Below are 26058 nucleotides of genomic sequence, written 5' to 3'. Positions count from 1 at the left end.
TGGAAGTCAAAATCCCCGACATCGGCGACTTCGCGGAAGTCTCCGTCATCGAGGTCATGGTCAAACCCGGCGATACCATCAAGCCGGAAGACCCGCTCATCACGCTCGAGTCCGACAAGGCGACCATGGACGTCCCGTCCCCGGCCGGAGGCCAGGTCAAGGACGTCAAGCTCAAGGTCGGCGACAAGGTCGCGCAGGGAACACTGATCCTGCTGCTGGAGACGGCGGAAGCCGCCCCAACTCCCGCTGCACCCGCCAAGCCCGCGCCGAAGGCGGAGCCGGCCGCCACGCCGAAGTTCGAGGTACACGCGGCGGAACCCGCACCGCCGCCACGCACCGGGCCGCTTCCGGGCGCGGCGAGGTATACCGGCAAGATCGATGGTGAATGCGAAGTGCTGGTGCTCGGTGCCGGCCCCGGCGGCTACTCGGCGGCGTTTCGCGCCGCCGATCTCGGCAAGAAGACGGTGCTCGTCGAGCGATATGCCACGCTCGGCGGGGTGTGCCTCAACGTCGGCTGCATTCCCTCGAAGGCGCTGCTGCATGTCGCGGCCGTGACCGAGGAGGCGCAAAAACTCGCCGAACACGGCGTGAGTTTCGGCGTGCCCAAATTCGATCTCACCAAGCTGCGCGGCTGGAAAGACAAAGTGGTCGGTAAACTGGTCGGCGGCATTGGCATGATGGCCAAGGGTCGCCAAGTCGAGGTGATACGCGGCATCGGGCGCTTTCTCGATCCGCACCACATGGAGATTTCGCTGACGGCGGGCGACGGCAAGGCACCGACAGGCGAGAAAAAAATCATCCGTTTCGCCAACGCCATCATCGCCGCCGGTTCGCAGGCCGTGAAGCTTCCGTTCATCCCCGAGGATCCGCGTATTGTCGATTCCACCGGCGCGCTCGAACTCCAGGGCGTTCCGAAGAAGATGCTGGTCATCGGCGGCGGCATTATCGGGCTCGAGATGGCGACCGTGTATTCAACGCTGGGTTGCCGCATCGACGTGGTCGAAATGCTGGACGGGCTCATGCCCGGCACTGACCGCGATCTCGTGCGCGTATGGGAGAAGATGAACAGCCAGCGCTTCGATCACGTCATGCTGAAGACCAGGACGACCAAGGTCGAGGCGTTGAAGACCGGCATCAAAGTCACGTTCGAGGGCGAGCAGGCGCCCGACAAGCCTCAGGTGTATGACTTCGTTCTGGTCGCCGCCGGCCGCGCACCGAATGGAAAGAACATTTCCGCCGAGAATGCCGGTATCGCCGTAACCGATCGTGGTTTTATCGAAGTCGACAAACAAATGCGCACCAACGTGCCGCACATCTACGCGATCGGCGACATCGTCGGTCAACCGATGCTGGCGCACAAGGCGGTGCACGAGGGCCACGTGGCGGCGGAGGCGGCTGCCGGGCGGAAGTCCTTCTTCGATGCCACGGTCATTCCGTCGGTCGCCTACACCGACCCCGAAATCGCCTGGGTGGGCGTGACCGAGGACGAGGCCAGGAAGCAGGGCCGAGCGATCGGCAAGGCCAGGTTCCCGTGGTCCGCCTCGGGCCGTGCCATTGCCAACGGCCGCGAGGAAGGCTTCACGAAGATCATTGTGGATGAGGAGACCCATCGCGTCATCGGCGGCGGCATCGTGGGCACCCACGCCGGTGATCTGATCAGCGAGCTTGCGCTCGCCATCGAAATGGGCTGCGACCCCGAAGATATCGGCAAGACCATCCACCCGCATCCCACGCTCGGCGAGTCGGTCGGCATGGTCGCGGAAGTCTACGAAGGTGTCTGCACCGACCTCATGCCGGCGCGGAAGAAATGATCTTGAGCCTCCAGGGACGCCAAGCGTAAAGATCACTATAATTTGATCTCTCTGGCGCTCCTCGCGTCTTGGCGGTTCAAGGGTTTCATTGGGGTTTTATGAATAAGATCAAGAAAGTCGTCCTGGCGTACTCCGGCGGTCTCGACACCTCCGTCATCCTCCAGTGGTTGGTGGAAACCTATGATTGCGAGGTCGTCACGTTCACCGCCGACATCGGCCAGGGCGAGGAACTGGAGCCCGCGCGCGCCAAGGCGAAGAAGATGGGCGTGAAGGAAATCTTTATCGACGATCTCAAGGAAGAGTTCGTGCGCGATTTCGTGTTTCCCATGTTCCGCGCCAACACCCTGTACGAAGGTGAATACCTGCTCGGTACCTCGATCGCGCGACCGCTGATCGCCAAACGCCAGATCGAGATCGCGAACAAGGTCGGCGCCGACGCCGTGGCGCACGGCGCTACCGGCAAGGGCAACGACCAGGTGCGCTTCGAGATGGGCTATTACGCCCTCAAGCCCGACGTGAAGGTAATCGCTCCGTGGCGTGAGTGGGACCTGTCCTCGCGCGAGAAGCTCATGAGCTACGCCGCCAAGCACGGCATCCCGGTCGAGATGAAGCGCGGCAAGAAATCGCCGTATTCGATGGACGCGAACCTGCTGCACATCTCCTATGAAGGCGGCATACTCGAGGACCCGTGGAAGGAGCCGGAAGCCTCCATGTGGCGCTGGTCGGTCGCGCCCGAGAAGGCGCCTAACAAGCCGACATATCTCGAACTGACCTACAAGAGGGGTGATGTTGTTGCCATCAATAGCAAGGCCATGTCGCCGGCCACGGTTCTCGCCGCACTCAATAAAATTGGCGGCGCGAACGGTATCGGTCGCACGGATATCGTCGAGAACCGCTATGTCGGTATGAAATCGCGCGGCGCCTACGAAACCCCGGGCGGTACCATCATGCTCAAGGCGCACCGCGCCATCGAATCCATCACGCTCGACCGGGAAGTCGCACATCTGAAAGACGATCTGATGCCGCGCTACGCCTCGCTCATCTACAACGGCTACTGGTGGAGTCCGGAGCGCAAAATGCTTCAGGCCATGATCGATGCCTCACAGGAAACCGTGAACGGCGTGGTGCGCCTCAAGCTCTACAAGGGCAATGTCATTGTGGTCGGCCGCAAGTCGGATTCCGACAGCCTGTTCGATGCGACCATCGCGACCTTCGAAGAGGACCGGGGCGCGTACGACCAGAAAGATGCCGAGGGTTTCATAAAGCTGAATGCGCTGCGCATGCGCATTGCCGCGAAGCGGCGGAGGAAGAAATGAGCTTCAAGAACGTCGAGATCAAGAAAAAGGCCAACGTCTATCACGACGGCCGTGTCACCAGCCGGACCATCATCACGCCCGATGGCGAGATGAAGACGCTCGGCGTGATGCTGCCGGGCACCTACCGTTTCAGTACCCAGGCGCCGGAAAAGATCGATATCACCCAGGGCCACTGCCGCGTGAAACTCGCCGACCAGCAGAGCTGGAGCGAGTACCAGGCGGGGCAGAGCTTCTCGGTGCCCGGGAATTCGCACTTCGAAATCGAAGTCACCGATCTATTCGATTACGTCTGCCACTTCAGCTGACAGACGGCGAGGAGGTCTGATATGCGCGTCCTGCACACCATGATCCGGGTCGGCGATCTCGATCGCTCGATCAAGTTCTATACCGACGTGCTGGGAATGAAACTGCTGCGCCGGAAGGATTACCCCGACGGTAAGTTCACGCTCGCCTTCGTCGGTTACGGCCCAGAAACCGAACACGCGGTTGTCGAACTGACCTACAACTGGGGCACCGAGACATACGATCTTGGCAACGGATTTGGCCACATAGCGCTCGAGGTAGACGACGTTCATGCCGCTTGTGAAGAGATCAAAAACCGCGGTGGCAAAGTTACGCGCGAAGCCGGGCCCATGAAACACGGCAGCACGGTCATCGCCTTCGTCGAAGATCCGGACGGCTACAAGATCGAGCTGATCCAACGGGGCACGCAGGGCGCGAAATAGCTACTCTTATGACAAGACGAACGGAGCGAAGCGAAGTAGGGCTACTGCTCTGGCTGGATAGAATTCCACTCACGGCGCTGGCCGTTGCGGCGCTGGCGCTGGGCTTGGCGCCATTCGTGCCGGAGCCGCATCTGTGGCAGAAGCTCAAGATGCTGGCGAATGGCACGCTCTCGCGGCCCATCGATATTTTCGATCTCATCATGCATGCCTCCCTGCCATTGTTGCTGGCAGCCAAGTTGATACGCATGACGCTGCCGGGAAAGAAACCGCCGCGTTCCGCCTGACGGCGCATTGTCATGACCGCCTCACCAATATCTCCTGCGCCCGGGTCCGGGAATGGCGTATCGCCGCCCACGGTCGCGGTCATCCTGCCGATATTCAACGAAGCCAGGCATCTGGAAAAAAACCTGTCAGATCTTCTCGCGGGTCATCCCTTTGACGAGGTGATCGTGGTGGACGGCGGCAGCACCGATGCGAGCGTCGAGATCGTGTGCAAGCTCATGTCGGCGGACACGACCGGATCGCAGCCGGTTCCCTATCTGATCCAGGCACCGCGCGGACGCGCCCGCCAGATGGATGCAGGCGCACAGGTCGCCACCTCGGACGCGTTGCTGTTCCTGCATGCCGACACAGTGCCGCCCGCGGATGCCATCGCGCGTATCCGCGACGTTGTCCGTCGCGGCCATCTGTGGGGACGCTTTGACGTGCGTCTTTCCGGACGCCACTTCCTGTTTCGCGTCATCGAACGTTTGATGAACTGGCGCTCGCGCGTAAGCGGAATCGCCACCGGCGACCAGGGGCTGTTCGTGCGACGCGATGTCTATCGCATGCTGGGAGGGTTTGCGCCGATCGCACTGATGGAAGACATTGAATTTTCCACGCGGCTGAAATGGGTCGGCAAGCCGGCGCGTTTGCGCGGGCCGGTCATCTCCTCCTCGCGGCGCTGGGAGGAGCGGGGTATCACACGCACCATTCTGTTGATGTGGGCGCTGCGATTCCTGTATTGGCTGGGTGTTTCGCCTGAACGTCTCGCTCGTTGGTATGATCGTCTACCATGATGACAGGACGACCGCAGCGAAGCGGAGTAGGGCTACTGCTTTTATGGCAAGACGAACGGAGCGAAGCGGAGTAGGGCTACATATATGAGCCAGCCGAAACTCATTCTTTTTGCCAAACAACCTGTACCCGGCGAGGTCAAGACCCGCCTGCAACCGGATTACAGTCCGGAGCGAGCCGCGGAGATCGCGGCGTTTCTGATTCGCGCCACGGTCGAGCTGGTGGTTTCCGCCTGGCCGGGCGACATCGCATTGCATGTCTGGCCCGATGTTGACCATCCGCTGTTTCAGGAGCTCGCGCGCGAATTTCACATCCGCCTTGCACCGCAGTCCGGCGGCGATGTGGGCGCCAGGATGCTGAGCGCGCTGCACGAAGGTGTGGAACGCCACGGATGTGCCGCGGTGATGGGTTGCGATGTGCCGCACTGCGGTTGGGATGTCCTCGATCAGGCCAATGACTGGCTCGCGCGTGGTAAAAATGTCCTCGGGCCGACCGAAGACGGCGGTTATTATTTTATCGGCTTGCAAGAGGCGCGACCCGAACTTTTCGAGAACATGCCATGGGGCAGCAAGCAAGTGTTGCCAATGACGCTCGCCCGCGCTGAAGCGTTGGACATGGAGTTCGATCTGTTGGCGAAACTCAGAGACATCGACACAGCACGCGATCTGTGGCTGATCGCGCAGAAGTACGAGCCGTTAAAACAGTTTCTGTAAGGTCAGGCCAGCGCGCCGCCGCAACTGCTGCCGGCGCCGGCGGTGCAGCCGAAACAGTGGGAACCCACCGCGACCGGAGTGGCCTCGAGGTCCTGTGTTGCTATGTTCCATAAATACCGTGGCGGCTGGTCGCCGAGCGGAAGGTCGAGCATCTGGTTGAAGTCACAATCGTACACCCGTCCGCGCCAGTCCACGCTGACGAGATGCCGGCACATGAGACCCGGCACGGTCGCGGGGTTGAAATTTTCCTCCAGTAATTGCATGTATTTTTCATACTGGCCCGTGCGCTTGAGGAAGTGCGCGAAGCGATTGATCGGCAGGTTGGTGAGCGTCCTCAGGCGCGAGAAGACGATGCCATGATCCTGTTGTAACCGTTGCTTGTAGTCCGACTCGAGTTTTTCCTGGGCACCCGGGAGAAACGCGCCGCCGGGGTTGTAAACCAGGTCCAGCACCAGGGCCGCCTCGCGTCCGTAACCGGTGTCATTCAGCCGTTTCAATGCCTCGATGCTTTTTTCGAAAGCGCCGTCGCCACGCTGGGCGTCCACGTTTAATTGCGTGTAACAGGGCAGGGAACAGACCAGACGGATTTTCCGCTGCGCATACCACGACGCCAGATCGTTTTGCCCGGGTTCGAGCAGCACAGTGAGGTTGCAGCGCGAGGTGACCAGCGTGCCGAGCGTCAGGAAGCCGTCCACCAGGCGGCGAAAATGCGGATTGACTTCCGGCGCCCCGCCGGTGATGTCGACTGCCGTGATGCCGGCGGCTTTCGCCCAGGCGAGAATCTTCTCCATGGTTTCCCATGTCATGATCTCGGTGCGCTTGGGACCGGCGTCCACGTGGCAGTGGTTGCAGGCCTGGTTGCACAAGCGCCCGATATTGATCTGCAACTCACGCAGCCGCTCGCGGTGCAGCGGGCCGAGGCCGTGGGCGCCGAGAGCGCGGGCGAACGAAGGCGCGGCGGCGGGCTGGAGTTTGACGGCAATCCGGTTCATGGTGGGGATTATTTTCCCATCCAATGACGGCGGATGAAATAGTCGATGGAGATTTTTCCCGGCCCGTGCAGCAGCGGGATCAACAACAGAATCCCCCAATAGACATGATCCTTGAGGCCGACTTCGTTGAGGGCGGGATAGGAAATCACCGCCATGATGTTGAATATGAACAACACCCCGGCGCTGAAACGTCCAGCGAGCCCGAGCGCCAGGAACACGGGAAAGATCAATTCCACGCCGGTGCCCAAAACAGCGGCCGCGTACGGCGCGAGCAGCGGGACATGAAATTCATGGGTGAACAGATCGACCGTCATTTCCCAGTCTTTCAGGGACTCGACGCCCGATTTCCAGAATACGTCGGCGACCCACAGACGCACGCCGAGATGTATAAGCGGTTGCAGGGAATCGAGTCCCTTGATAACCGGCGCAAGCCATCGCGCGGTTCTTTGAACCAGTGTCATGACTCCTCCGTGCGGCAAGACGTGATTAATGGAGAACCATTCGCCGGATAGCGACCGATTTCATAACTTGGTTGTCCCGACCACAAATGAGACCCGACCACCTTGCGAAAGTTTCACACCGGGTGCGTCCGGGACGAGGCGATCAGACTTTTGAGGGACTACCCAGCAACCGCTGCAGGCAATCGAGATAAACCGATTCCTGGGGTGCTGTCGCCTGCCGGCTTGCCTGCCACAGCATCTCGCCCAGGCATTCCATCATATGATGCTGCGCCGCGTGCTCGTCGGGAAGGCGCATGAGTATCTTCTGGTAATAACCGCGGATACCCCGGGGCTGGTCGATCGACAGCTGCTCCTCGATGGCGATGTGCATGCCGAGATGCAGGAACGGATTGGTCTGGCCCGATTCCGGAAAATAATCGCGCTCGCGCGCCGGCTCGGGATGTTCGAGAAGAGCATGATATTCAGGGTGCCGCAGGACCACCTGCACGATGAGCTTTTCCACGCCCTCCAGCGGTTGTTCCTCGCGGTGCGCGCGCCAGGCGCGGAAAAATACTTCGCGCGTCTGTCCGCGATCCTGCTCCGCGAACATGTTCAGGCGGCTCTGGCCCGAAACAGGCCGAGCACGACGGAATACTGGTAGAGGTGATTGATGCCGTCGAGCGGGCCGATCTCGCCGTTGCCGTACATGCCGACGACGGGCAGGCCGGGGAGCTGCGACCGCAGTGCATCCAGATCGCGATCGCGGTTGCCGAAGAAATTCGGGCCGCGTCCTATGCATGGGAACAGCAGAGCAAAGTCAGGCGCCCCCGGAAGCGCCTGAACGCTGCGCGTCACGCAGACGTGCATGTCGCGCTCGGCGGTGAGGGTGTCGCGCATCGCCCAGAACAAGCGCTCACCACGGGAGGGCCGTTCCGACAGCGTGATGGATTGGTCGCGCAGGTTGGCGGCCACGATGTGGTTAAGGCGATAGCGGCCGTCGCGAATCGCCGTTTCCGGATCGCCGATCGCCACGCCGCCCATGATGAGATGCAAGGGCACGCGCTCCATCTCGCGCACGTTCGGTGGAAGCGACTGGACGAGCACGCTCAGGGCCGGGTAATTGCCGAGGCGCTTGATGTCGTAACCCTGCACTTCCGCCACTTCGATGGGCGAGGTCAGCGCGCGCACGCCCTGCGAGGCGTCGATCACGCTGTCCACGCCGCTCAGGATGGCATCCACCTGTTCGGATTCCGACACGCGCGCGCCGCTCCAGACTTTGAACGGGCCGTGGCCGAAGAGATCGCCCGACACCGCGCCGAAGCGCCTGGCGGCTACGTCGATCCATTCCGCTGTGAGCCCGGCGGGGGTGCACAGGCTCAGCACGGTATCTTCATCGCTCAGTTTCCCCTGGGGAGCGATACTCAGATGAACATTCCCGCCCAGCACCATGGCCGCGGCACCGGGACTGTCGAGCACCCACTCGTCTTCGGTTAGGATGCCGGCGCCGGTGCAGCCCACCACTTGCATGCAACCGCCGGCGCGCGCCGCCGCGCGCAGCGCCGGTTCCGGATTGGCGGCGTACTCTGGAGTGAGGAACAGTAATATGGCATTGGCACGCTCAAGTCCCGCCTTCGCGAGCGCCTGTTTGACCGCTTGTTCCGCGTGCTCCGGCAGGGCGCGGTGGCCGTGGCTCAATCCGGAAGCGGCAGATTTCAAAATCATCACGCCGCCTCCGAAAGATCGGAGTTGAATTGTCTTGTCATGCTGTCGGCGGCCTGTGTCATTCGGGCGCCGCGGAGCGTTGCCCGAAGGACCCGCGTAGCGGGATCGAGCAGCGGAGCGGATGCCAGCGACCGTTTAGCGACGCCCGCATCCCGCGCAACGGTCGCACCTGCCGCTTCGCGGCAGGCACTGCTCTGCGCTGCGCGGTCGCGCCGCATCCCTTCAATAAGATGGCCCCTGCTCTGCGGCTCATGCCACTACTTTAGCCCGGTACTCGCACAAATCATAGATGACGCATTCAGCGCAACGCGGTTTGCGTGCCGTACAGGTGTAGCGCCCGTGCAGGATCAGCCAGTGATGCGCATCGTGGCGGTATGCCTCGGGGACCGCCTTGAGCAGATTTTTCTCCACGATGAGCACGTTTTTCCCCGGCGCCAGTCCCGTACGATTGGCCACACGGAAGATATGCGTATCCACGGCGATGGTCGGCTGACCGAATGCGGTATTGAGAATCACGTTGGCGGTTTTGCGCCCCACGCCCGGCAGCGCCTGCAGTTCCTCGCGCGTCGCCGGCACCTGTCCGCCATGTTTTTCGAGAAGGATTTTGCAGGTCTTCAGGATATTGGCGGCCTTGGTGTTGTAGAGGCCGATCGTTTTGATGTAGCGCTTGAGTCCCCGCAGACCGAGGTTGAGGATTTGGCGCGGTGTGCGGGCAACCTTGAAGAGTTCCGCCGTGGCCTTGTTGACGCTTTTGTCCGTAGCCTGCGCCGAGAGAATCACCGATACCAGCAGCTCGAAAGGATTCCGGTACTGGAGCTCGGTGGTCGGGCTCGGATTGGCCCGCTTGAGCCGTGCGAAAATTTCGTGACGCTTGTGCGCATTCATGTGCGGATCAGGGTTTCTGACCGGTGGTGCGTGCTTTGAGCGCCTTGACCCGTGCCACCGCGGCGCGTATTTCGGCGCGGATACGCTCGCGATCGGGCGGGAGCGGCGCCGCCGATTCGGTGGAGTGCGGCGTCCCGTGCCGTGTGCGCTTGCGGAGTGCCAGACGACGCAGACGATTCTCGGTCCGCACGCGCCAGTGATCCGCTTCTGCGCGTGTGTACTCCGGCCAAGGTTCAGCCGCTTCATCCGAATCGACGGGGACCATCACGATGCAATCCACCGGGCAGGGCGGCAAGCACAGCTCGCAGCCGTTGCACTCGCGCGCGATGACGGTATGCATCAGCTTGCGCGCGCCGACGATGGCGTCCACTGGACAGACATCGAGACATTTGCGACAGCCGATGCAGACGGCTTCATCGATAACGGCACGCGCGCGCGGCTTGTGAATGCCAAAGCGCGGGTCCAGCGGTGCGGGTGATGCGTGCAGCAGCTTGGCGAGCGCGGCGATCGTGACCTCGCCGCCCGGCGGACATTGGTTGATGCCGGCCTCGCCATGCGCGACAGCCTCGGCGTACGCGCGGCAGCGCGGATAACCGCATTGCGTGCATTGCGTTTGCGGCAGCCACGCATCGATCCGATCGGCGGAAACGGCTTGTCGGGCACGTGTGGACATGGCCGGAGAGTATGGCCGCGCTTTACGACTCAGGCAACAAGCGCTACCGTGCGTTGGTAAACCGGAGCTTCAGCCGCATGCCGCAGAATAATTCATTCGTGTCCCGTGGCGGAATATGGGTATTGGCCCAGGTACCGGTGATGCTGCTCGCGTTCGCTATTCCGGTGTGGCAGGGCCGCGGACATCTTACCCCTGACGGTTTGGTGCCAATGGGAGGTGTGGCGGTCACCCTGCTGGGCGTGCTGCTGGCCGTCTGGGGGTTTGCGAGTCTGGGCAAAGCCCTCACGCCTTTCCCCAAGCCGCTCGCCGACGCCACGCTGTGTCGACAAGGCGCCTACCGGTTTATGCGTCACCCGATGTATACGTCAGTGATGTTGGTGAGCCTGGGATGGGCCTTGTGGTGGCTGTGTGAGATCGGTGTTTTGTATGTGCTGGGTCTTGCGTTCTTCTTCGATCGCAAGGCCGTGCACGAGGAAATCTGGCTGCGGGAAAAATATCGTGACTATGCCGATTACCAGGAAAAGGTGAAAAAATTCATCCCCGGGCTGTACTGACCCGGGGATGATGGGCACCCCCCGCAAAATGAAATCGCTGACTACTTTAAGGACGCCTGATTTACGCGGCTTGTTTCCGGCGCCGCACCGTGACTCCCAGTACCGCCAGACCGGAACCCAGCAGCCACGAAGCTCCGGGGAGCGATACCGCCATCGGCCCCGGCATCATGCCGTCGTATTTGTTATTCGTGATTTTAAGCACCACGCGCGCATCCACGAGACCGTCGAGATTCAGGTCCCAGCCCAGGCGCAAGATCTGATAATAGGGTTCCGTCACCACCGGATGACGCGACTTGGCCGGATCGATGGCCGCAAAATAATATTGCGAGGCATAGCCGGCACTGTCGGAGAGGCGATAGATCACGTCATCGGAGGTGCCGAATAAACCGTCACTGCCATTGCTGCGCAGCGCAAAATCGACGATGGAACCGCCCGTGAACGTGTAATTACTCTTCTTGCGCGATTTGCCGGTAATGGAGAGAAAGTTGTCGTTACTGATGAATCCGAAATCTAACGCTGACCGCTTCGGCGTGTCGAGCCAGACCCGAATCGAGACATTGGAATCGCGGTCCTTGCCGTCGACCATCAACACTTGTGCCGGGTCGTTGATGAACAGTTCGGAAGGCGAAACCGAGGACGCCTGGACAGCGTGGGTTGAAAATCCGCTGCTGATGGCAACGGTAATAATTAACGACGGAAGAAATTTCTTGTTATGCATATTCTACATCTCGCTTGGTATTAGCTTGTCCACACCTCCTTATGAATTTTGATCGATGTTCTGTTTGCCAAAATAAAAGCGGGATGCAAAATTTGCATCCCGCTGTCCCTGCTGTCCCTTCCCTCACTACTAGTTTTAAGTATAGTGGGGAATTTCCGGTTATCCATGCATCGGATAAGCCCGTTTTTCAGGGATTTTGTTTACATATAAACGTTACTTAACGCGCATGCCCGGTTGCGCGCCTTCATCCGGCGAAAGAATCCACAAATCTTTTTTGCCGGGACCGGCGGCGAGCACCATGCCCTCGGACAGGCCGAATTTCATCTTGCGCGGCGCGAGATTGGCCACCACGACCGTGAGCCGCCCTTCGAGGTCTTCCGGTTTGTAGGCTTCCTTGATGCCGGCGAACACGGTGCGCGTGATGCCATCGAGGTCGACGGTCAATTCCAGCAACTTGTCCGCGCCTTCCACGTGCGTTGCCTTAATGATGCGGGCGATGCGCAAATCCACCTTGGCGAAGTCCTCGTAACTGATCTCGGGCAGGATCGGATGCCGTGCGAGGTCGCTGGTTTCGGTAATAGTTCCGGAAGTTTTCTCGGCCATGGTCTTCATGTCCTTTTGCGAATCATCGAGCAGCGCGGGGATGCTCTTCGGGTCCACGCGCGTGGCCAGATGCTGGTACGGGTTGATGGTGTGATCGGTGAGCAGCGTTTTGGCATCCGCCCAGGTGAGCGGCGGGATATTAAGGAATGTGGCGATGTCCTCCGCGATTTTCGGGAGGATCGGTTTGAGGTAAATCGTCAGCAGACGGAACAGGTTGAGGCTGGTCGTGCAGACCTGCTGGAGATGCTCGTTCTGCGCCGGATCCTTGGCCAGGAGCCATGGCTTGCGGTCGTCCACGAAGGCATTGGCCTTGTCCGCGAGCGCCATGATGAGACGCACCGCCTCGGCGTAGTCACGGTTTTCATAATGTTCCGCGATGGTTTCCGCCGCCTTCTGGGTTTCATGCAGCAATTCCTTGTTGACGGGCTCTTTGCTTAACTTCCCGCCGAAGCGCTCGGTGACGAAACCGGCGGCGCGCGAGGCGATGTTGACGTACTTGCCGATGAGGTTGCTGTTGATACGTGCCGTGAAGTCGTCGAAATTGAGGTCGATGTCCTCGACCCGGCCGTTGAGCTTGGCCGCGAAATAATAACGCAGATAGCGCGGATGAAGGTGGTTGAGGTACGAGCGCGCGGTGATGAAGGTGCCGCGCGATTTGGACATCTTGGTGCCGTTGACGGTGAGGAATCCGTGCGCGAACACAGACGTCGGCTTGCGAAATCCCGCGCCTTCCAGCATCGCCGGCCAGAACAGCGTGTGGAAATAGAGAATGTCCTTGCCGATGAAATGATAGAGCTCGGCACTGCTGTCCTTGCCCCAGAAATCGTCGAACTTGAGGCCTCGCATCGCGCACAAGTTTTTGAAGCTCGCCATGTAGCCCACGGGCGCGTCGAGCCAGACGTAGAAATATTTCCCCGGCGCGTCCGGAATCTCGAAGCCGAAATAGGGTGCATCACGCGAGATGTCCCAGTCCTTGAGTCCGGCATCGAACCATTCGGAGAGTTTGTTCGCCACTTCCGGTTGCACATGCCGTACTTTGGTAATGTCCGGGTGCAGCCATTCGCGCAGCCAGGCTTCGAAGTCGCCCAGTTTGAAGAAATAATGTTCCGAGTCCTTTTCCACCGGCGGCACGCCGGAGAGCGCGGAGACGGCGTTTTTCAATTCGGTCGGAGAATAGGTCGCGCCACAGTTCTCGCACGAATCGCCGTACTGATCCGGCGTGTTGCAGCGCGGGCAGGTGCCCTTGATGAAGCGGTCGGGCAGGAACATATTTTTGACCGGATCGTAGGCCTGCTTGATGGTGCGTTTGGAAATATGTCCGGCTTTGGACAGCCGCCGATAGATTTCCGACACCAGCTCGCGGTTTTCGTCCGAGTGCGTGGAGTAATAGTTATCGAAACCGATGCCGAAGTCGGCGAAGTCGCGTTGGTGTTCCGCGCTCATGCGGGCGATCAGGCTCTCCGGGCTGATGCCCTCCTGCTGGGCACGCAGCATCACCGGCGTGCCGTGGGTGTCGTCGGCACAGACATACCAGCACTCGTGACCGCGCATTTTCTGGAAGCGTACCCAGATGTCGGTCTGGATGTATTCCACGAGATGCCCGAGGTGGAGCGGGCCGTTGGCGTAGGGCAGGGCGCTGGTGACGAGGATTTTGCGTTTCTTCTCAGGCATAAAATCGCCGCCACGATAACACGGCGGACGGTTCTCTTTGGTTTGACCCCGATATCATAAGGGAATTCGCGTCTTTATGCCGCCCCGATCATGACTTTTTTCGGTCCCCGGTGTAGCATGTGCGCCCCCTGACAGACCGAATCTGGAGTGAGCTTCATGGCGGACGTCTCCCAGCAGCAAGTTGAAACAGCGCTCAAAGAGGTGATCGATCCCTACCTCGAGCAGGACATGGTCGCGGCCAAGGCCGTGAAAAAAATCACCGTTGACGGCGGCAAAGTGACTGTGGATGTCGTTCTCGGTTACCCGGCCAAGGGATATGTGGCGACTCTTGCCTCCAAGCTAAAAGAGAAGGTGTCCGCCATTGCCGGCGTCAAGGATGCCACGGTTAATGTTTCATTCAGCATTGCGGCGCATGGTGTGCAGAAGGGCGTAAAGCCCATTGAAGGCGTGAAAAACATCATCGCCATAGCCTCCGGCAAGGGCGGCGTGGGCAAATCCACCGTAGCCGTGAACCTGGCGCTGGCGCTGTCCGCGGAAGGCGCGACCGTCGGTATTCTTGATGCGGATATTTACGGCCCGAGCCAGCCGACCATGCTCGGCGCGAAGATGAAGCCCGAATCCAAAGACGGCAAGTCGCTCGAGCCCATCATGAGTTATCACCTGCAGTCCATGTCCATCGGTTATCTCGTTGACGAAGAGACGCCGATGATCTGGCGCGGTCCGATGGTGACGCAGGCGCTGGAGCAGCTGCTGCGCGACACTAATTGGAAGGACCTTGATTACCTGATCGTGGATCTGCCGCCGGGCACCGGCGACGTGCAACTGACGCTGGCGCAGAAGGTTCCGGTCACCGGCGCCGTCATCGTCACGACGCCGCAGGACATCGCGCTGCTGGACGCGCGCAAGGGCCTCAAGATGTTCGAGAAGGTGGACATCCCCGTGATTGGCGTGATCGAGAACATGAGCACGCACATCTGCAGCAAATGCGGGCACGAGGAGCACATCTTCGGCCAGGGCGGCGGCGAACGCATGTCCGAGCAGAATGACGTCGATTTCCTCGGCGCGCTCCCGCTCGACATGCGTATCCGCGTGGAAACCGATTCCGGCAAGCCCACGGTGGTGGCCGATCCCGAGTGCCGCATTTCGCAGATCTACCGCGACATTGCCCGGCGCGTGGCCGCCAAGTTGTCGCTGCGCAAGAAGGACTTCTCGGCCAAGTTCCCGAGCATCGTTATTCAAAATACTTAAAAGAAATTCACCGCAAAGACGCGAAGAGCGCAAAGAAAGGCAAGATTAGCTACGTAGGGTGTGCTGAGCGTTAGCGAAGCACACCGAATAAGTCTCTAGAACATAAAAACCTTTGCGTCCTTTGCGTCTTTGCGGTGAAATAGCGCCTTCTTATGGGAATCAAATCAGACAAATGGATCCGCCGTATGGCGGCGAGCCACGGCATGATCGAGCCATTCGAGCCGAACCAGGTCAAGCGCGCGAATAACGGCCCCATCGTTTCCTACGGTACCTCGAGCTACGGCTACGACGTCCGCTGTTCGGACGAATTCAAGATCTTCACCAACATCAATTCCACGATTGTCGATCCCAAGAAGTTCGACCCGAGCAGCTTCGTGGACTTCAAGGGAGACGTGTGCATCATCCCGCCGAATTCGTTCGCGCTCGCGCGCACCGTGGAATTTTTCCGCATCCCGCGCAACGTGCTCACCATCTGTCTCGGTAAAAGCACTTATGCCCGCTGCGGCATCATTGTGAATGTGACGCCGCTGGAGCCGGAATGGGAAGGGCACGTCACGCTCGAATTCTCCAACACCACGCCGCTGCCCGCCAAAATTTACGCCAACGAAGGCGTGGCGCAGGTGATTTTCATCGAGGGCGACGAGATCTGCGAGACTTCGTATAAGGATCGCGGCGGGAAGTATCAGGGTCAGCAGGGCGTGACGTTGCCGAAGATATGACGTCCCCGGTTCGCACCGCTTCCCACGCGAGCAGGGCCTTCTTTCGAGTTTCTCCCCAACGGTAACCGCCCAACGCGCCGCTCTTGCGGATCACGCGGTGGCAGGGAATGAGCCACGCCACCGGGTTGTGCGCCACGGCGTTGGCCACGGCCCGTACCGTGCGCGGCGCTTGAATATGCCGTGCGAGATCTTCATAAGACACAACGCCTCCCGGTGGAATACGCAACAGCGCCTCCCATACCTTTATCTGGAAATTTGTCCCACGCACATGCAAATCGATGCCGGGTGCATGCCCGTTGATTCGCTTGAACAGCCGGCGTGCTAACGGGGCGGTCACACGCGGCGCTTCCTTGAATTGTGCCTGCGGCCATTCGGCTGTCAGTTCTGCGAACGCGGTACGCCGATCCTCCGGCGACACGAATCCGAGATGGCAGACGCCGCGCGCGGTCACGGCGATCAGGCATTCTCCGAACGGGCTCGGGTGAAAACCATATTGAATCGTAAGACCCACGCCGGCGCGTTTCAGTTCGCCGGGCGTTACCGCATGCAGATTGATGAACAGGTCGTGCAGACGTCCGCCACTGGAGAGCCCCGCGTCGTAGGCCGCGTCGAGATTCGTGCGTGATTCCCGTAACATCCGGACGGCATGCCCGGCGGTGAGATATTGCACAAAGCGCTTGGGGCTGATGCCGGCCCAGCGCCGGAACAGCCGCTGAAAATGAAATTCGCTCAGACCCGCGCCGCGCGCCAATGCCTTCAGGTCTGGTTGCTGCCGATAATTCTCTTCCAGATAGTGGATCGTACGCTCGATACGCGCGTAATCTGTGGTGCGTCGTGAATGATCGTTAACCCTGTCCATGGGCGCAGAATAAGTCAGGCTTGCCACCGATAACAACCCGATTCTTGCGGTGTAACGTCCAGGGGCAAGATCATGTTTTGGTGGGGGTTCCCCGAGTCGCATCAGTGGTATATCGTAATATTCAGTCAATAAGTCGCTTAATCCATCTACATGGACTCCCCCCACTGTCAAGCAACTGTAACCTCTTCCAGTCAGGCGTCAGACTGCAGCTCTACATTCGGCCTGTTGGTGAGTCGTTATGACTCTGGCCATGATGATGTTGCGCTGGGTGAATGCCTGATTCGTTAGACGGTCTCAACCCGGACCATTGAGTTAAACAGGCTCTTTCACCGGGGTCTTACCCTTTCTGTCATCGATTGCCGTTGCAGTGACTCGGTTGGTTGCTCCTTTCCGTGACGCGCCGCTTACAGCGCCGCTCGCGACGTCACGCGGTTTTCCGTTGGTACGTCTCGCCCCGCGCCATCAATGCCCAGAGAATGCGCGCGTTCTTCGCGGCGAGCGCGACCGCGGCGCGCTTGTAACCACGCCGCTCGAGGAGCGCGCGCACCCACACGCTCAGACGGTCTTGCTTGTCCTTGAGCGTGGCCAACACCGCCCGCGTGCCGTGAATCAGCAGGGTGCGCAGATATACGTCGCCCTTCTTCGTGATTCTTCCCAACCGGATCTTGCCGCCGGTGGTGTATTGCCGGGGCGTTAAGCCGAGCCAGGCGGCGAACTGCCGACCGTTCCTGAACTGCTTCGGGTCACCAACGCTGGCGATCAGCGCCGTCGCGGTGACGGCGCCGATGCCCGGGATCGTCATGAGCCGCTGCGCGATCTCGCTCTCCTGGGAGAGATGTTCGAGTTCGCGGTCGTAGGCCAGGACCTGCTCGTTCATGCCCCGCAGACGAAGATAGACATCGTTGAGAAGACGGCGGGCGAGCATCGGTAGACCATTCTCGGCGTCTTCCAGGATGCGCGGTAGGTGGTGCTGCGCCGGGTAACGGCCCTTGGGCATGATGAGCCCGAATTCACTCAACAGGCCGCGCAGTTGGTTAATGGTGGCGGTGCGTTCCTTGATCAGCCCCTGACGAATGCGGTGCAGACTGAGTAGCGCCTGCTGTTCATCACTCTTGATCGGCACAAAGCGCATGCCGGGCCGAGCCACCGCCTCACAGATGGCCTCGGCATCGTTGCCGTCGTTCTTGCCACCCTTGCGGTAGGGGGCGACAAAGCGGGATGCCATGATCCCGACCCGGTGGCCCAGGGCCTGAAGCTGCCGGCCCCAATGGTGGGCGCCGCTACAGGCCTCCATGCCGATGAGGCTTGGCGGCTGTTGGGCCAGGAATGACAACAACTTCCCACGGCTTAAGGTTTTATGGAACACCATCTTGCCCCGGCTATCTACCCCGTGCAGACTGAAGGTATTCTTTGCCAAATCGATTCCGATCGATGTAACGTTCATGATGACTCCTCCTGTTCCGTTGATTGAGATGAACCGTCTTCAATCTGGCACATCTGATGCCGCAGGAGCAGGGGGAGTCCATATCATTCGTTAGGGAGTCAAGACGATACCCATTTTTTGGAACAGGAAGGAGGAATGACAATGGTTACAGCAATCGTGGCTCTGAAGGTGGACAGGAAGAAGGTGAATGAGATTGCGTCGCAACTTTCCAGCATGAAAGGCATTACCGAGGTTTACTCGGTGAGCGGGCGATATGATCTGATTGCCATTGTCAGAACCAAAGACAACGAAACTCTGTCAGATATTGTGACCGGGGCGATGCTCAAGCTCGATGGCATCGTGGGCAGCGAAACGATGCTCGCATTCCGCACATACTCGAAGCATGACTTGGAGTCCATGTTCTCTATTGGCTCGGGATAGAAGGCCCGGCTGATTCCAGGAGCGAATCAATGATTTACAAGGGTAGCTGCAACTGCGGGCAGATTGCATTCGAAGTCAATGGCAATCTTGAAAAAGTCATGGAGTGCAATTGCTCGATTTGCAGCAAACGCGGTTCGCTTCATTGGTTTGTTTCCCGCGAGAATTTTCGTTTTCTCACACCCGAACATAACTTTGCCACCTACACATTTAACAAACATCGAATTAAACATCGCTTCTGCCCCAAGTGCGGGTGCGCGCCGTTTGGCGAAGGCCTTGCCCCTACTGGTAAATACATGGTGGCGATCAACGCTCGCTGCCTGGATGGTGTTGACTTGTCACTCTTGAAGGTGGGGCACTTTGATGGTCGCAGCCTTTGAGCGCCAGACCATGCAGCGTTCCTTATAAGCGTCGTACTAATACTTTGCGTAATTCTTCGAGCAGCAGCATGGCGAGCGCGAATGGCACGACATAGAGCCAAACGTCCAGTGCTATGGGCGCGGTGCCGAACAGCCTGTTTCCCCAGGGCGTATAGTCGAAGAGAAGAATAAGCGCGATCTCGACCGCGATGCCCAGCAGGATCATTCGATTGAGAAAAAGCCCTCGGGTGAATGTCGAACTGCGCTCGCTGCGACAAAGAAATATGTTTACGACCTGCATCACGATGATGGCGGAGAGGCAGGCGGTGGTGGCCTGGAGATAAATCCGATCGTTGGCCGGGAGAATTTCGCCATAATTCCATCCCGCGGCACGCAGCACGAAAAAAAATGCCGCCATCGCCGCGGCCGCTTCAAGCAGGCCGAGCCACAGGTAAGCGCGCGCGAGCACGGGCCAGCTCAGCAGACGTTCCTTGGGAGAACGCGGCGGGCGTTGCATGACTTCCGGCTCCGGCAATTCGGCGCCAAGGGCAAGCGCCGGAAGCACGTCAGTGCCGAGGTCAATCGCAAGTATTTGAATGACGGTAAGTGGCAGGGGGATCCGGAACAGCGCGAAGGCGAGGTAGGGCACCAGCTCCGCCACATTGTGGGTGAGGATGTAGGTCAGGAACTTGCGCATGTTGTCGTACACTGCGCGGCCCTCCTCGATAGCGGCCACGATGCTGGCGAAGTTGTCATCCATGAGCACCATATGCGCGGATTCGCGCGCCACGTCGGTACCGCTTACGCCCATGGCAATGCCGATATCCGCGTGCTTGAGGGCGGGCGCGTCGTTGACACCATCGCCGGTGGCGGCCACGGTTTCGCCTTTCTGCTTCAGCGCCCGCACAATGCGCAGCTTCTGATCGGCGCCCACACGCGCGAAGATAATCTCCGGTGCATCAAGTGCCAGCTGCAATTCGGCCTCCGACAGCCGCCGCAGTTGCTCGCCAGTGATTACCGCGGCGTTGGATGCAAGCACGAGTCCGATCTCGCGCGCGATGGCAACCGCCGTCTGTGGATGATCGCCGGTGACCATGATGACTTTGATGCCGGCCTCGCGGCATTGGCGGATAGCGGCCGGCACTTCCGGGCGCGGCGGGTCGCGGAAGCCCACGAGTCCGACCAGGATCAGATCGCGCTCAAGCTCCTCCGGCGGTCCTTCGACCGCGTCCGGCCGGTACGCCAGCGCCAGGACGCGCAAGCCTTGCTCAGCCATTGCTACTTCCGTTTTGTGCAAGGACTCGGTGAGGTCGGGCGTGAGTGTTTCGGTATTCTCGCTTCGCTGTATCTGCCGGCACAAGGGCAGCACCGATTCGAGCGCGCCCTTGGTGTAGAGCACGAAGCCACCGCCTGTTGCATGAAGCGTGGACAGACGCCACCGTTCGGAATCGAAGGGGATCTCATCACGTTTGGGGTGCGGTTTAGCGTGTGGCTGCGCGCGTTGCGCCAGACGCACGAGCGCGACTTCCATCGGATCCCCCAGGAACTCCGTGTTGTTGGATGTCCTGAGGTTGTGGCAATGGAGCGCGACCTCGAAGAATGGCGCCGGAATTCCCATCAGTTCTTTTGCCTCACCATCCCAGAAACGTCCGGCGGCATAGAGTTGCTTCAGCTTCATGCGGTTCATCGTCAGCGTACCGGTCTTGTCGGTGCAGATGACCGTTGCGCAGCCCAGCGTCTCGACCGAGGGCAAATGGCGGATGAGCACGTTGCGCCGCGCCATGCGCTGGCTGGCCAGAGCGAGTGCCAGGGTCACCGTCGGCAGCAGTCCCTCCGGGACATTGGCGACAATGATGCCGATGGCAAACAACAGGCTGCCCCAGAAGGAAAGCCCCAGGCTGTGGCCGATCAAGAAGAACAGCGCGCCGAGTGCCGCGGCGATCAAGGCAATCACCCGCGACAGGCGCGCAATCTCACGCTGCAAGGGCGAGAGCACGGCGCCGGTCGCCTGTGTCAAATGCGCAATCTTGCCGAACTCGGTGTGCATGCCGGTGGCGAACACTACGGCGCGCGCTTCACCCGCTACGAGCGAAGTGCCGGCCAGCAGAATGTTGCGCGCGTTCAGCAGTTCCTCGGCGGTGGAAGCCTGCGCTTCGCGCGGCAGTGGTACAGATTCACCAGTGATGGTGGCATTATCGACACGCGTCCCGAACGCCTCCAGCACGCGGCAGTCGGCGGGGATGTCGTCGCCGCCTTCGAGCCAGAGAATATCACCGGGCACGAGCTCAGCCGCCGGAAGCGTGAGCGGCGCGTTCTCACGCGTGACTTTCACCTGATGCGGCAACAACCGTTGCAGCGCCGCGAGAGATTGTTCCGCGCGATGCTCCTGCCAGAAGGAAAAAAGCCCGTTAATCAGAATCACGCCGAGGATCGCCACGCCGAGCACACCCATGCCCTGACCGGGTTCCCGGTATTCGGCAAAGAAGGCGAGCGCTGCTGCAAACCAGAGGATTAGAGCGAGAAAGTGAGTGAAGCTGTGCAGCAGGCGTCGCCACCCGTGCTCCACGCGCACACGCTCGATGCGGTTTGGCCCGAACTCCCGAAGCCGTCGTCCTGCTTCCGCCGCGGATAATCCTTCGGGACGGGTGCGAAGGTTCGCAAGCGCTTCGGTCACCTTCAGGTGGTGGATTTTCATGAGGGCATTCTACGCCTGCGGACCATTCGAGAAAGATCGCAGGTGGGAGTGCTAAAAAACCAAGGGCGCCCAGAGGGCGCCCTTGGTTATCGCTACTCTTGAGCAGAGTTTACGGTTTGATATAGGCCCAGCCTTCTCTCTGTTTGTTCATGATCTCGATCACGCCGGCGGGAACAACCTTGATATTTCCATACAGGTCTTTTTCGGTCAGTTTCTGTTTTCTCATGGTGGTGCCGCATGCGATCAGTGCGACACCGTCGGCGCTGGCCTTTTTGAGGCGCGGCGCGGCTTCGGAGTCGAACTTGAGCATATTGATACCCGGACCGTAGGCGACGATCTCGACGTTGACGTTATCTTTGCCCAGCGCCTCCTGGATATTTTCCGCGTTGTTCAAGGCAAGGCCCCAGATCGCCGGATTGTTTTCGCTGATTTGGATGACAACACTGGACTTGCTTGTCTTATCGGCGGCTTCGACCGTTGTGGCAAGACCGGCCAGGCCGATCAAAAACAAAACAGCAGTGACGAAGCGGGTGAATGACGCAGCAATGGACATAGGGCTCTCCTTGTTGAAATTCGGGTTTGGATCCGCGGGCAATTTTAATGCCGAGCTGGTTGTTTGAGGATGGACCAAAAAAACGAGTGTGGCAATATCTGAAAATTAAAAAACCTACTGCCGGCATGGCATAAAATCACAGGCTCATGCGTCATGCGGCGCCGGCGCGCGACTATGTCGGCAGCAGGCGCGCGAAGAACGCCTTGAGATAGCCGGTTTCCGGAATCGCCGGGTGCATGGGGTGGTCCGGCCCCTGATGGCCTTCCTCGATGATTTCGAGAAACCGATCGATATGCCGGCTGTTCTTGAGGAGGATGTCGCGCAGGACATCGCGGTGCAGGTGATACGAGCAGGAACAGGACACCAGAATGCCGTCCTTGGACAGCACTTGCATCGCCATCTGGTTCAAGCGCTGGTAGGCCTGGGTTCCTTCCTTGATGTCTTTCTTGCGCTTGATGAAGGCGGGTGGGTCGAGCACCACGACGTCGTAGCGCTCGCGCGCCGCGCGCAAGCGCCGCAGGATATCGAAGGCATCTTCGCGTTCCACCGCGACCTTCGCGCCCACGCCATTCAGTTCGGCGTTGTGGCCTATGCCTTCGACGGACTTGGGTGAACTGTCCACACACAGCACCGCCTCGGCGCCGGCCGCCGCCGCCTGCACGCCCCATGCGCCGAGGTAGCTGAACACATCCAGCACGCGCAGCCCTTTGACGTAGTGACGGAAGCGCGCGCGGTTCGGACGCTGGTCGTAGAACCAGCCGGTTTTCTGGCCGGTGTGCAGCGGCACGGCGAATTTCACGCCGTTTTCCTCGAGCGTGATGGATTCCGGGATTTTGCCCAGCGCGGTTTCGACGTAGCTCGTCAGGCCCTCGAGTTCGCGGCTGGAAGTGTCGTTGCGGAACAGGATGGCGCTCGGGCGGATAACTTTCGTGAGCGCTGCGACAATTTCATTTTTGAGCCGTTCCATGCCTGCGGTGGTGATCTGGACCACGGCGATGTCGCCGTAGCGGTCTACCACCAGGCCGGGTAGGCCGTCGCTGTCGCCGAAGGCCAGCCGGTAATAAGGAGTGTCGAACAGCCGCTCGCGCAGCGACAGGGCGACATTGAGCCGGTGGGTGAGCAGCGACTGATCGAGCGCGTATTTCGGGTCGCGCGACACCAGCCGCGCGCAAATGAGCGCATGCGGGTTGACGTAGCCCGAGCCGAGCACGTGGCCCGCTGTGTCCTCGATCAGCACCGGCTGGCCGGGTTCGAACGCCGTGAGCGGCGTAAGCTTCGTATCCACCTCGTTGCTGAACACCCAGACGTGGCCGGCGCGCAGGCGGCGTTCTTCGTTCTTGTTAAGGCGCAGAGAAGCGAGGGTCATGGCGGTGTTCCTTGTGGGGCGGCAAGCATATGGGAATTCCCGGAAAATGGGAATTGTGGAATGTTCCCGCTTCGAAGCCGGCAAAGGCTGCGCGATGCGGACAATTTTGCTAAGATGCCGCCCGCCACAATTACAAAAAACAATCCCGAACCCAATGCCCGCACTGATTTCTTATTACTGGAATTTCATCACCGACGGCGCGATTTTCCTGGTCTGCGCCGTCGTGCTCGGCGGTTATCAATGGCGCCTTAACCGGCGCAGTCGCCGCAGCCCCACGCGCACGGTGCAGGGCATGAATGCGCTGGCGCGTACCGCCTGGGTAGAACAGGCGATGAACAAGGGCTGGGACGTGGTGTCGGTGCAGACGCTGCGCAATTCCACCATGGCCGCTACCCTCATGGCCTCCACCGCGATCATCCTGATCCTCGGTATCATGAACATGCTCGCAAACGCCGACAAGATCGGCCCGACGCTTCACATCCTGAACCTGACCGGCACCCACGAGTCCAGCATCTGGATCTTCAAGCTGATGCTGATCCTGGTGGACTTCTTCGTCGCCTTTTTCGCGTTCTCGCTCGCGGTACGCGGCTACAACCAGGTCGGTTATCTGATTAACGTTCCGGTGGACAAGAGCGGGAAGAGCCACGGCGTCACGCCGGTCACGGTAGCGCTGCATCTCAATCGCGCGGCGGCTTATTATGGCATCGGCATGCGCACCTATTATTTTTCCGTGCCGCTGCTGCTCTGGGTATTCGGCGCGACCTGGATGGTTATTTCGACCTTCGGCGTGTTGCTGGTGCTCAATCACCTCGATCACCTGCCGCAGCAGGACTGATTATTTTTTACTTCGCGCGTTCGCGCCACTTGGCGGCGAGCTTTGGGTCCGGTTTCACTCCGAGCAGACCTTTCTCGTAGATGTCCGCGAGGCTGTGCATCGCCGGCTTGTAACCTTTCTCCGCCGCCTTGTTGAACCAGTAGAGCGCCTGGTCGGAATGCTGGCGTACGCCCCAGGCCCCGGTTTCGTAGCGGATCGCGAGCTGGTATTGCGCCTCAACGTCGCCCTGATCCGCGCGTTTTTTCAGTTGCTCGCGCGATGCTTCATAACCGACCATGGTGTCTTCGCCGACATCTGTGAAAAAGTGCAGCAGCTTGATTGCCTCTGAATGACCCTGGGCGGCGGCACGGGTTAGCCAATGCTTGCCGCGTTCCAGGTCTTGCGGCACGCCATGGCCCTGTTGGTACATTTTCCCCAGTAGATACTGCGCCTGCGCCACACCCTGATCGGCGGCTTTGGCGAGCCAATACTCGGCCTCGTGGTAATCCTGCTTGGTTTCTTTTCCGTAAAAATACGCTTCACCCAGCGCCAGTTGGGCCTGAGCCTGGTTCTGTTCCGCCGCCTTTTGCCACCAGTCGAGTGCCTGTTTCGTATCACGCGCGGTGCCTTCTCCCGTGGCATACATCTGACCGAGCACAAACTGGGAGTAGGGCTGACGCTCATGAGCCGATTTGTCGATCCAATAAAATGCCTTGTGCGCATCGCGCGGCACGCCGCGACCTTCGCGGTAGATGAGCCCGAGCAGAAGCTGCGCGCCCTGATTGCCGCGCTCGGCGGCATTGGTGATCGCGGCAATTTCCTCGGGGGTCTCCGACAGTGCCGGGGCGATGCTGACCAGCACGACCAGCGGCAGGGTAATGAGTATGAAGAATGAGCGTGGCGACATAAGTTCCTTCGTGGTGTTTATTGATATATTAAGGATCAACTCCTGGGGCTGCCAGCTGGTGGTTTGATTTCCACCCATTGCCAGAATCCGGCTGTGGCAAGAACAGCCAGTCCGCTGGAAACCAGAAACGCGGTTTTGACGCCGTAAGTCGCCCACAGTCCTCCCAGTAGCAACCCGGCTGGTATGGCCGCGGCTCCCACGAGCATGTGAAACCAGCCGAACGCTGTGCCGCGCTCGGCGGGCACGGCGAGGTCGCGCACCAGCGCGCGCTCCGCGCCTTCGGTCAGCCCGAAATAGAAACCCAGCGCAAGGCTCCAGGCCCAGAGCATCAGCGGCTGGATCACGAAGGCCAGGGCAAATAAAGTGATGGCATAGACCATCCAGCCGGTGAGAATCAGCGGCCGGCGCCCGACGCGGTCGGTCTGCTGTCCCGCCTGTCCGGACACGGTGGCCTTCACCACGTGCATCGCCGCCCACAGCAGCAGCAGTTCCACCACCGTCATGCCCAGTTCGTGGCCGCGGAGCAGCAGGAAGGTTTCGGGAATTTTGCCGAGTGTGAAAAACGCGATAACCGCGAGATAGCGGCGCGTGACCGGGCTCAGGCGCGACCAGCTCAGCGGCGCCAGCTCGGCGTTGACGCCATCCGGCTGCACCTGTTCCTTGATGCCGAAGACAACGAGACTCACGGCCAGCAGCCCGGGGATGGCAGACAGCGCGATCACGACATCGAGCCGCGACGTGCCCCAGTACACGATGGCCGCGGCCGCCAGCGCGCCGAGCACGGCGCCGGTGTGATCG

General features: G+C 60.1%; 28 protein-coding genes. 13 read left to right on the top strand and 15 right to left on the bottom strand.

Features of this window, described 5'->3' with window-relative positions:
• From lpdA to WB402_RS01385, 7 genes are all read left to right on the top strand, one after another.
• Positions 1–1811 (top strand): dihydrolipoyl dehydrogenase (gene lpdA, locus WB402_RS01415; RefSeq protein ID WP_424205023.1); only part of this gene is annotated, 1811 nt, incomplete at its 5' end.
• Between the two features lie 98 nt (positions 1812–1909).
• Complete coding sequence (locus WB402_RS01410) at positions 1910–3127, top strand: argininosuccinate synthase (RefSeq protein ID WP_424205021.1); 1218 nt, start codon at positions 1910–1912, stop codon at positions 3125–3127.
• Positions 3124–3432: a pyrimidine/purine nucleoside phosphorylase gene (locus tag WB402_RS01405; RefSeq protein WP_424205019.1), complete on the top strand. Its 309-nt coding sequence runs from the start codon at positions 3124–3126 to the stop codon at positions 3430–3432. Before WB402_RS01410 ends, WB402_RS01405 begins: the two co-directional genes overlap by 4 nt.
• Before the next feature lie 21 nt (positions 3433–3453).
• Positions 3454–3852: a lactoylglutathione lyase gene (gene gloA, locus WB402_RS01400; protein ID WP_424205018.1), complete on the top strand. Its 399-nt coding sequence runs from the start codon at positions 3454–3456 to the stop codon at positions 3850–3852.
• 8 nt (positions 3853–3860) lie between these two features.
• Positions 3861–4136 carry an RND transporter gene (locus WB402_RS01395; protein WP_424205016.1) on the top strand — a complete coding sequence of 92 codons (276 nt, stop codon included), beginning with the start codon at positions 3861–3863 and terminating at the stop codon, positions 4134–4136.
• 12 nt (positions 4137–4148) lie between these two features.
• Positions 4149–4910 (top strand): TIGR04283 family arsenosugar biosynthesis glycosyltransferase, encoded by a 762-nt coding sequence (locus WB402_RS01390; protein WP_424205014.1) that lies wholly within the window; start codon positions 4149–4151, stop codon positions 4908–4910.
• A gap of 84 nt (positions 4911–4994) precedes the next feature.
• Entirely contained in the window at positions 4995–5621 is a 627-nt protein-coding gene (locus WB402_RS01385) for a TIGR04282 family arsenosugar biosynthesis glycosyltransferase (protein WP_424205012.1), read from the top strand.
• A 2-nt stretch (positions 5622–5623) separates the two neighbouring features.
• Here WB402_RS01385 and arsS read toward each other — a convergent pair whose 3' ends face one another.
• From arsS to WB402_RS01355, 6 genes are all read right to left on the bottom strand, one after another.
• A complete protein-coding gene (gene arsS / locus WB402_RS01380) occupies positions 5624–6613 on the bottom strand; it encodes an arsenosugar biosynthesis radical SAM (seleno)protein ArsS (protein ID WP_424205010.1) in 990 nt (329 codons plus the stop codon).
• Positions 6614–6621: 8 nt separating this feature from the next.
• On the bottom strand, positions 6622–7074 hold the full coding sequence (locus WB402_RS01375) for a DoxX family protein (protein ID WP_424205008.1): 453 nt from the start codon (positions 7072–7074) through the stop codon (positions 6622–6624).
• Positions 7075–7216: 142 nt separating this feature from the next.
• Positions 7217–7663: a DUF1841 family protein gene (locus tag WB402_RS01370; RefSeq protein ID WP_424205007.1), complete on the bottom strand. Its 447-nt coding sequence runs from the start codon at positions 7661–7663 to the stop codon at positions 7217–7219.
• Between the two features lie 2 nt (positions 7664–7665).
• The gene (locus WB402_RS01365; RefSeq protein ID WP_424205005.1) at positions 7666–8775 is read right to left on the bottom strand and encodes an FIST C-terminal domain-containing protein; all 1110 of its coding nucleotides are present in this window, start codon (positions 8773–8775) and stop codon (positions 7666–7668) included.
• Positions 8776–9024: 249 nt separating this feature from the next.
• A complete protein-coding gene (gene nth, locus WB402_RS01360) occupies positions 9025–9660 on the bottom strand; it encodes an endonuclease III (protein ID WP_424205003.1) in 636 nt (211 codons plus the stop codon).
• 7 nt (positions 9661–9667) lie between these two features.
• Positions 9668–10333, bottom strand: a complete 666-nt coding sequence (locus WB402_RS01355; RefSeq protein ID WP_424205001.1) for an RnfABCDGE type electron transport complex subunit B — start codon at positions 10331–10333, stop codon at positions 9668–9670.
• An 11-nt stretch (positions 10334–10344) separates the two neighbouring features.
• On the opposite strand from WB402_RS01355, the gene WB402_RS01350 reads away from it, so the two are divergent.
• On the top strand, positions 10345–10887 hold the full coding sequence (locus tag WB402_RS01350) for a methyltransferase family protein (protein ID WP_424204999.1): 543 nt from the start codon (positions 10345–10347) through the stop codon (positions 10885–10887).
• Between the two features lie 61 nt (positions 10888–10948).
• Here the strand turns inward: WB402_RS01350 and WB402_RS01345 are convergent, their stop codons facing one another.
• Together WB402_RS01345 and metG are read right to left on the bottom strand one after the other, a co-directional pair.
• Positions 10949–11605, bottom strand: a complete 657-nt coding sequence (locus WB402_RS01345; protein WP_424204997.1) for a VPLPA-CTERM sorting domain-containing protein — start codon at positions 11603–11605, stop codon at positions 10949–10951.
• Positions 11606–11818: 213 nt separating this feature from the next.
• Positions 11819–13879: a methionine--tRNA ligase gene (gene metG, locus WB402_RS01340; protein ID WP_424204996.1), complete on the bottom strand. Its 2061-nt coding sequence runs from the start codon at positions 13877–13879 to the stop codon at positions 11819–11821.
• A 156-nt stretch (positions 13880–14035) separates the two neighbouring features.
• Between metG and apbC the strand changes: the two genes are divergently transcribed.
• On the top strand, positions 14036–15127 hold the full coding sequence (gene apbC, locus WB402_RS01335) for an iron-sulfur cluster carrier protein ApbC (protein WP_424204994.1): 1092 nt from the start codon (positions 14036–14038) through the stop codon (positions 15125–15127).
• A 152-nt stretch (positions 15128–15279) separates the two neighbouring features.
• Positions 15280–15846, top strand: coding sequence for a dCTP deaminase (gene dcd, locus WB402_RS01330; protein ID WP_424204992.1), 567 nt, complete (start codon positions 15280–15282; stop codon positions 15844–15846).
• On the opposite strand, the gene WB402_RS01325 is transcribed toward dcd, so the two are convergent.
• Both WB402_RS01325 and WB402_RS01320 read right to left on the bottom strand, forming a co-directional pair.
• A complete protein-coding gene (locus tag WB402_RS01325) occupies positions 15755–16705 on the bottom strand; it encodes a methylated-DNA--[protein]-cysteine S-methyltransferase (protein WP_424204990.1) in 951 nt (316 codons plus the stop codon). The two genes, dcd and WB402_RS01325, sit on opposite strands and share 92 nt — an antisense overlap.
• Before the next feature lie 424 nt (positions 16706–17129).
• On the bottom strand, positions 17130–18149 hold the full coding sequence (locus WB402_RS01320) for an IS110 family transposase (protein WP_424204988.1): 1020 nt from the start codon (positions 18147–18149) through the stop codon (positions 17130–17132).
• 135 nt (positions 18150–18284) lie between these two features.
• Here WB402_RS01320 and WB402_RS01315 point away from each other — a divergent pair, with 135 nt between their 5' ends.
• Both WB402_RS01315 and WB402_RS01310 read left to right on the top strand, forming a co-directional pair.
• The gene (locus tag WB402_RS01315; protein ID WP_424204986.1) at positions 18285–18569 is read left to right on the top strand and encodes an Lrp/AsnC family transcriptional regulator; all 285 of its coding nucleotides are present in this window, start codon (positions 18285–18287) and stop codon (positions 18567–18569) included.
• A 29-nt stretch (positions 18570–18598) separates the two neighbouring features.
• Positions 18599–18946 (top strand): GFA family protein, encoded by a 348-nt coding sequence (locus WB402_RS01310; RefSeq protein WP_424204984.1) that lies wholly within the window; start codon positions 18599–18601, stop codon positions 18944–18946.
• Positions 18947–18968: 22 nt separating this feature from the next.
• On the opposite strand, the gene WB402_RS01305 is transcribed toward WB402_RS01310, so the two are convergent.
• From WB402_RS01305 to WB402_RS01295, 3 genes are all read right to left on the bottom strand, one after another.
• A complete protein-coding gene (locus WB402_RS01305; protein WP_424204982.1) occupies positions 18969–21620 on the bottom strand; it encodes a cation-translocating P-type ATPase in 2652 nt (883 codons plus the stop codon).
• 109 nt (positions 21621–21729) lie between these two features.
• A complete protein-coding gene (locus tag WB402_RS01300) occupies positions 21730–22251 on the bottom strand; it encodes a DsrE family protein (RefSeq protein ID WP_424204980.1) in 522 nt (173 codons plus the stop codon).
• Between the two features lie 94 nt (positions 22252–22345).
• Complete coding sequence (locus tag WB402_RS01295; RefSeq protein ID WP_424204977.1) at positions 22346–23539, bottom strand: class I SAM-dependent rRNA methyltransferase; 1194 nt, start codon at positions 23537–23539, stop codon at positions 22346–22348.
• 154 nt (positions 23540–23693) lie between these two features.
• Here WB402_RS01295 and WB402_RS01290 point away from each other — a divergent pair, with 154 nt between their 5' ends.
• Positions 23694–24374, top strand: coding sequence for a DUF599 domain-containing protein (locus WB402_RS01290; RefSeq protein WP_424204975.1), 681 nt, complete (start codon positions 23694–23696; stop codon positions 24372–24374).
• A 7-nt stretch (positions 24375–24381) separates the two neighbouring features.
• Here WB402_RS01290 and WB402_RS01285 read toward each other — a convergent pair whose 3' ends face one another.
• Positions 24382–25260 (bottom strand): tetratricopeptide repeat protein, encoded by an 879-nt coding sequence (locus WB402_RS01285; RefSeq protein ID WP_424204973.1) that lies wholly within the window; start codon positions 25258–25260, stop codon positions 24382–24384.
• Positions 25261–25295: 35 nt separating this feature from the next.
• The coding region (locus WB402_RS01280; RefSeq protein WP_424204971.1) for an MFS transporter at positions 25296–26058 on the bottom strand (763 nt) is incomplete at its 5' end.

Origin of the sequence: Sulfuricaulis sp., assembly GCF_049587675.1 — a bacterium.
In the GTDB taxonomy this organism is placed as follows: Bacteria; Pseudomonadota; Gammaproteobacteria; order Acidiferrobacterales; family Sulfurifustaceae; genus Sulfuricaulis.
This window is presented reverse-complemented; position numbering and strand designations above follow the sequence as displayed.

Bases quoted from the DNA above. Each gene is read 5' to 3' on its own strand.
- WB402_RS01315 (WP_424204986.1), top strand. From the start codon at position 18,285: ATGACAATGGTTACAGCAATCGTGGCTCTGAAGGTGGACAGGAAGAAG.
- nth (WP_424205003.1), bottom strand. From the start codon at position 9,660: ATGAATGCGCACAAGCGTCACGAAATTTTCGCACGGCTCAAGCGGGCC.
- WB402_RS01385 (WP_424205012.1), top strand. From the start codon at position 4,995: ATGAGCCAGCCGAAACTCATTCTTTTTGCCAAACAACCTGTACCCGGC.
- WB402_RS01355 (WP_424205001.1), bottom strand. From the start codon at position 10,333: ATGTCCACACGTGCCCGACAAGCCGTTTCCGCCGATCGGATCGATGCG.
- gloA (WP_424205018.1), top strand. From the start codon at position 3,454: ATGCGCGTCCTGCACACCATGATCCGGGTCGGCGATCTCGATCGCTCG.
- WB402_RS01365 (WP_424205005.1), bottom strand. From the start codon at position 8,775: ATGATTTTGAAATCTGCCGCTTCCGGATTGAGCCACGGCCACCGCGCC.
- WB402_RS01410 (WP_424205021.1), top strand. From the start codon at position 1,910: ATGAATAAGATCAAGAAAGTCGTCCTGGCGTACTCCGGCGGTCTCGAC.
- WB402_RS01320 (WP_424204988.1), bottom strand. From the start codon at position 18,149: ATGAACGTTACATCGATCGGAATCGATTTGGCAAAGAATACCTTCAGT.
- WB402_RS01345 (WP_424204997.1), bottom strand. From the start codon at position 11,605: ATGCATAACAAGAAATTTCTTCCGTCGTTAATTATTACCGTTGCCATC.
- WB402_RS01395 (WP_424205016.1), top strand. From the start codon at position 3,861: ATGACAAGACGAACGGAGCGAAGCGAAGTAGGGCTACTGCTCTGGCTG.
- WB402_RS01295 (WP_424204977.1), bottom strand. From the start codon at position 23,539: ATGACCCTCGCTTCTCTGCGCCTTAACAAGAACGAAGAACGCCGCCTG.
- WB402_RS01390 (WP_424205014.1), top strand. From the start codon at position 4,149: ATGACCGCCTCACCAATATCTCCTGCGCCCGGGTCCGGGAATGGCGTA.
- WB402_RS01310 (WP_424204984.1), top strand. From the start codon at position 18,599: ATGATTTACAAGGGTAGCTGCAACTGCGGGCAGATTGCATTCGAAGTC.
- WB402_RS01290 (WP_424204975.1), top strand. From the start codon at position 23,694: ATGCCCGCACTGATTTCTTATTACTGGAATTTCATCACCGACGGCGCG.
- WB402_RS01405 (WP_424205019.1), top strand. From the start codon at position 3,124: ATGAGCTTCAAGAACGTCGAGATCAAGAAAAAGGCCAACGTCTATCAC.
- arsS (WP_424205010.1), bottom strand. From the start codon at position 6,613: ATGAACCGGATTGCCGTCAAACTCCAGCCCGCCGCCGCGCCTTCGTTC.
- dcd (WP_424204992.1), top strand. From the start codon at position 15,280: ATGGGAATCAAATCAGACAAATGGATCCGCCGTATGGCGGCGAGCCAC.
- metG (WP_424204996.1), bottom strand. From the start codon at position 13,879: ATGCCTGAGAAGAAACGCAAAATCCTCGTCACCAGCGCCCTGCCCTAC.
- WB402_RS01285 (WP_424204973.1), bottom strand. From the start codon at position 25,260: ATGTCGCCACGCTCATTCTTCATACTCATTACCCTGCCGCTGGTCGTG.
- WB402_RS01370 (WP_424205007.1), bottom strand. From the start codon at position 7,663: ATGTTCGCGGAGCAGGATCGCGGACAGACGCGCGAAGTATTTTTCCGC.
- WB402_RS01325 (WP_424204990.1), bottom strand. From the start codon at position 16,705: ATGGACAGGGTTAACGATCATTCACGACGCACCACAGATTACGCGCGT.
- apbC (WP_424204994.1), top strand. From the start codon at position 14,036: ATGGCGGACGTCTCCCAGCAGCAAGTTGAAACAGCGCTCAAAGAGGTG.
- WB402_RS01305 (WP_424204982.1), bottom strand. From the start codon at position 21,620: ATGAAAATCCACCACCTGAAGGTGACCGAAGCGCTTGCGAACCTTCGC.
- WB402_RS01375 (WP_424205008.1), bottom strand. From the start codon at position 7,074: ATGACACTGGTTCAAAGAACCGCGCGATGGCTTGCGCCGGTTATCAAG.
- WB402_RS01350 (WP_424204999.1), top strand. From the start codon at position 10,345: ATGGCCGCGCTTTACGACTCAGGCAACAAGCGCTACCGTGCGTTGGTA.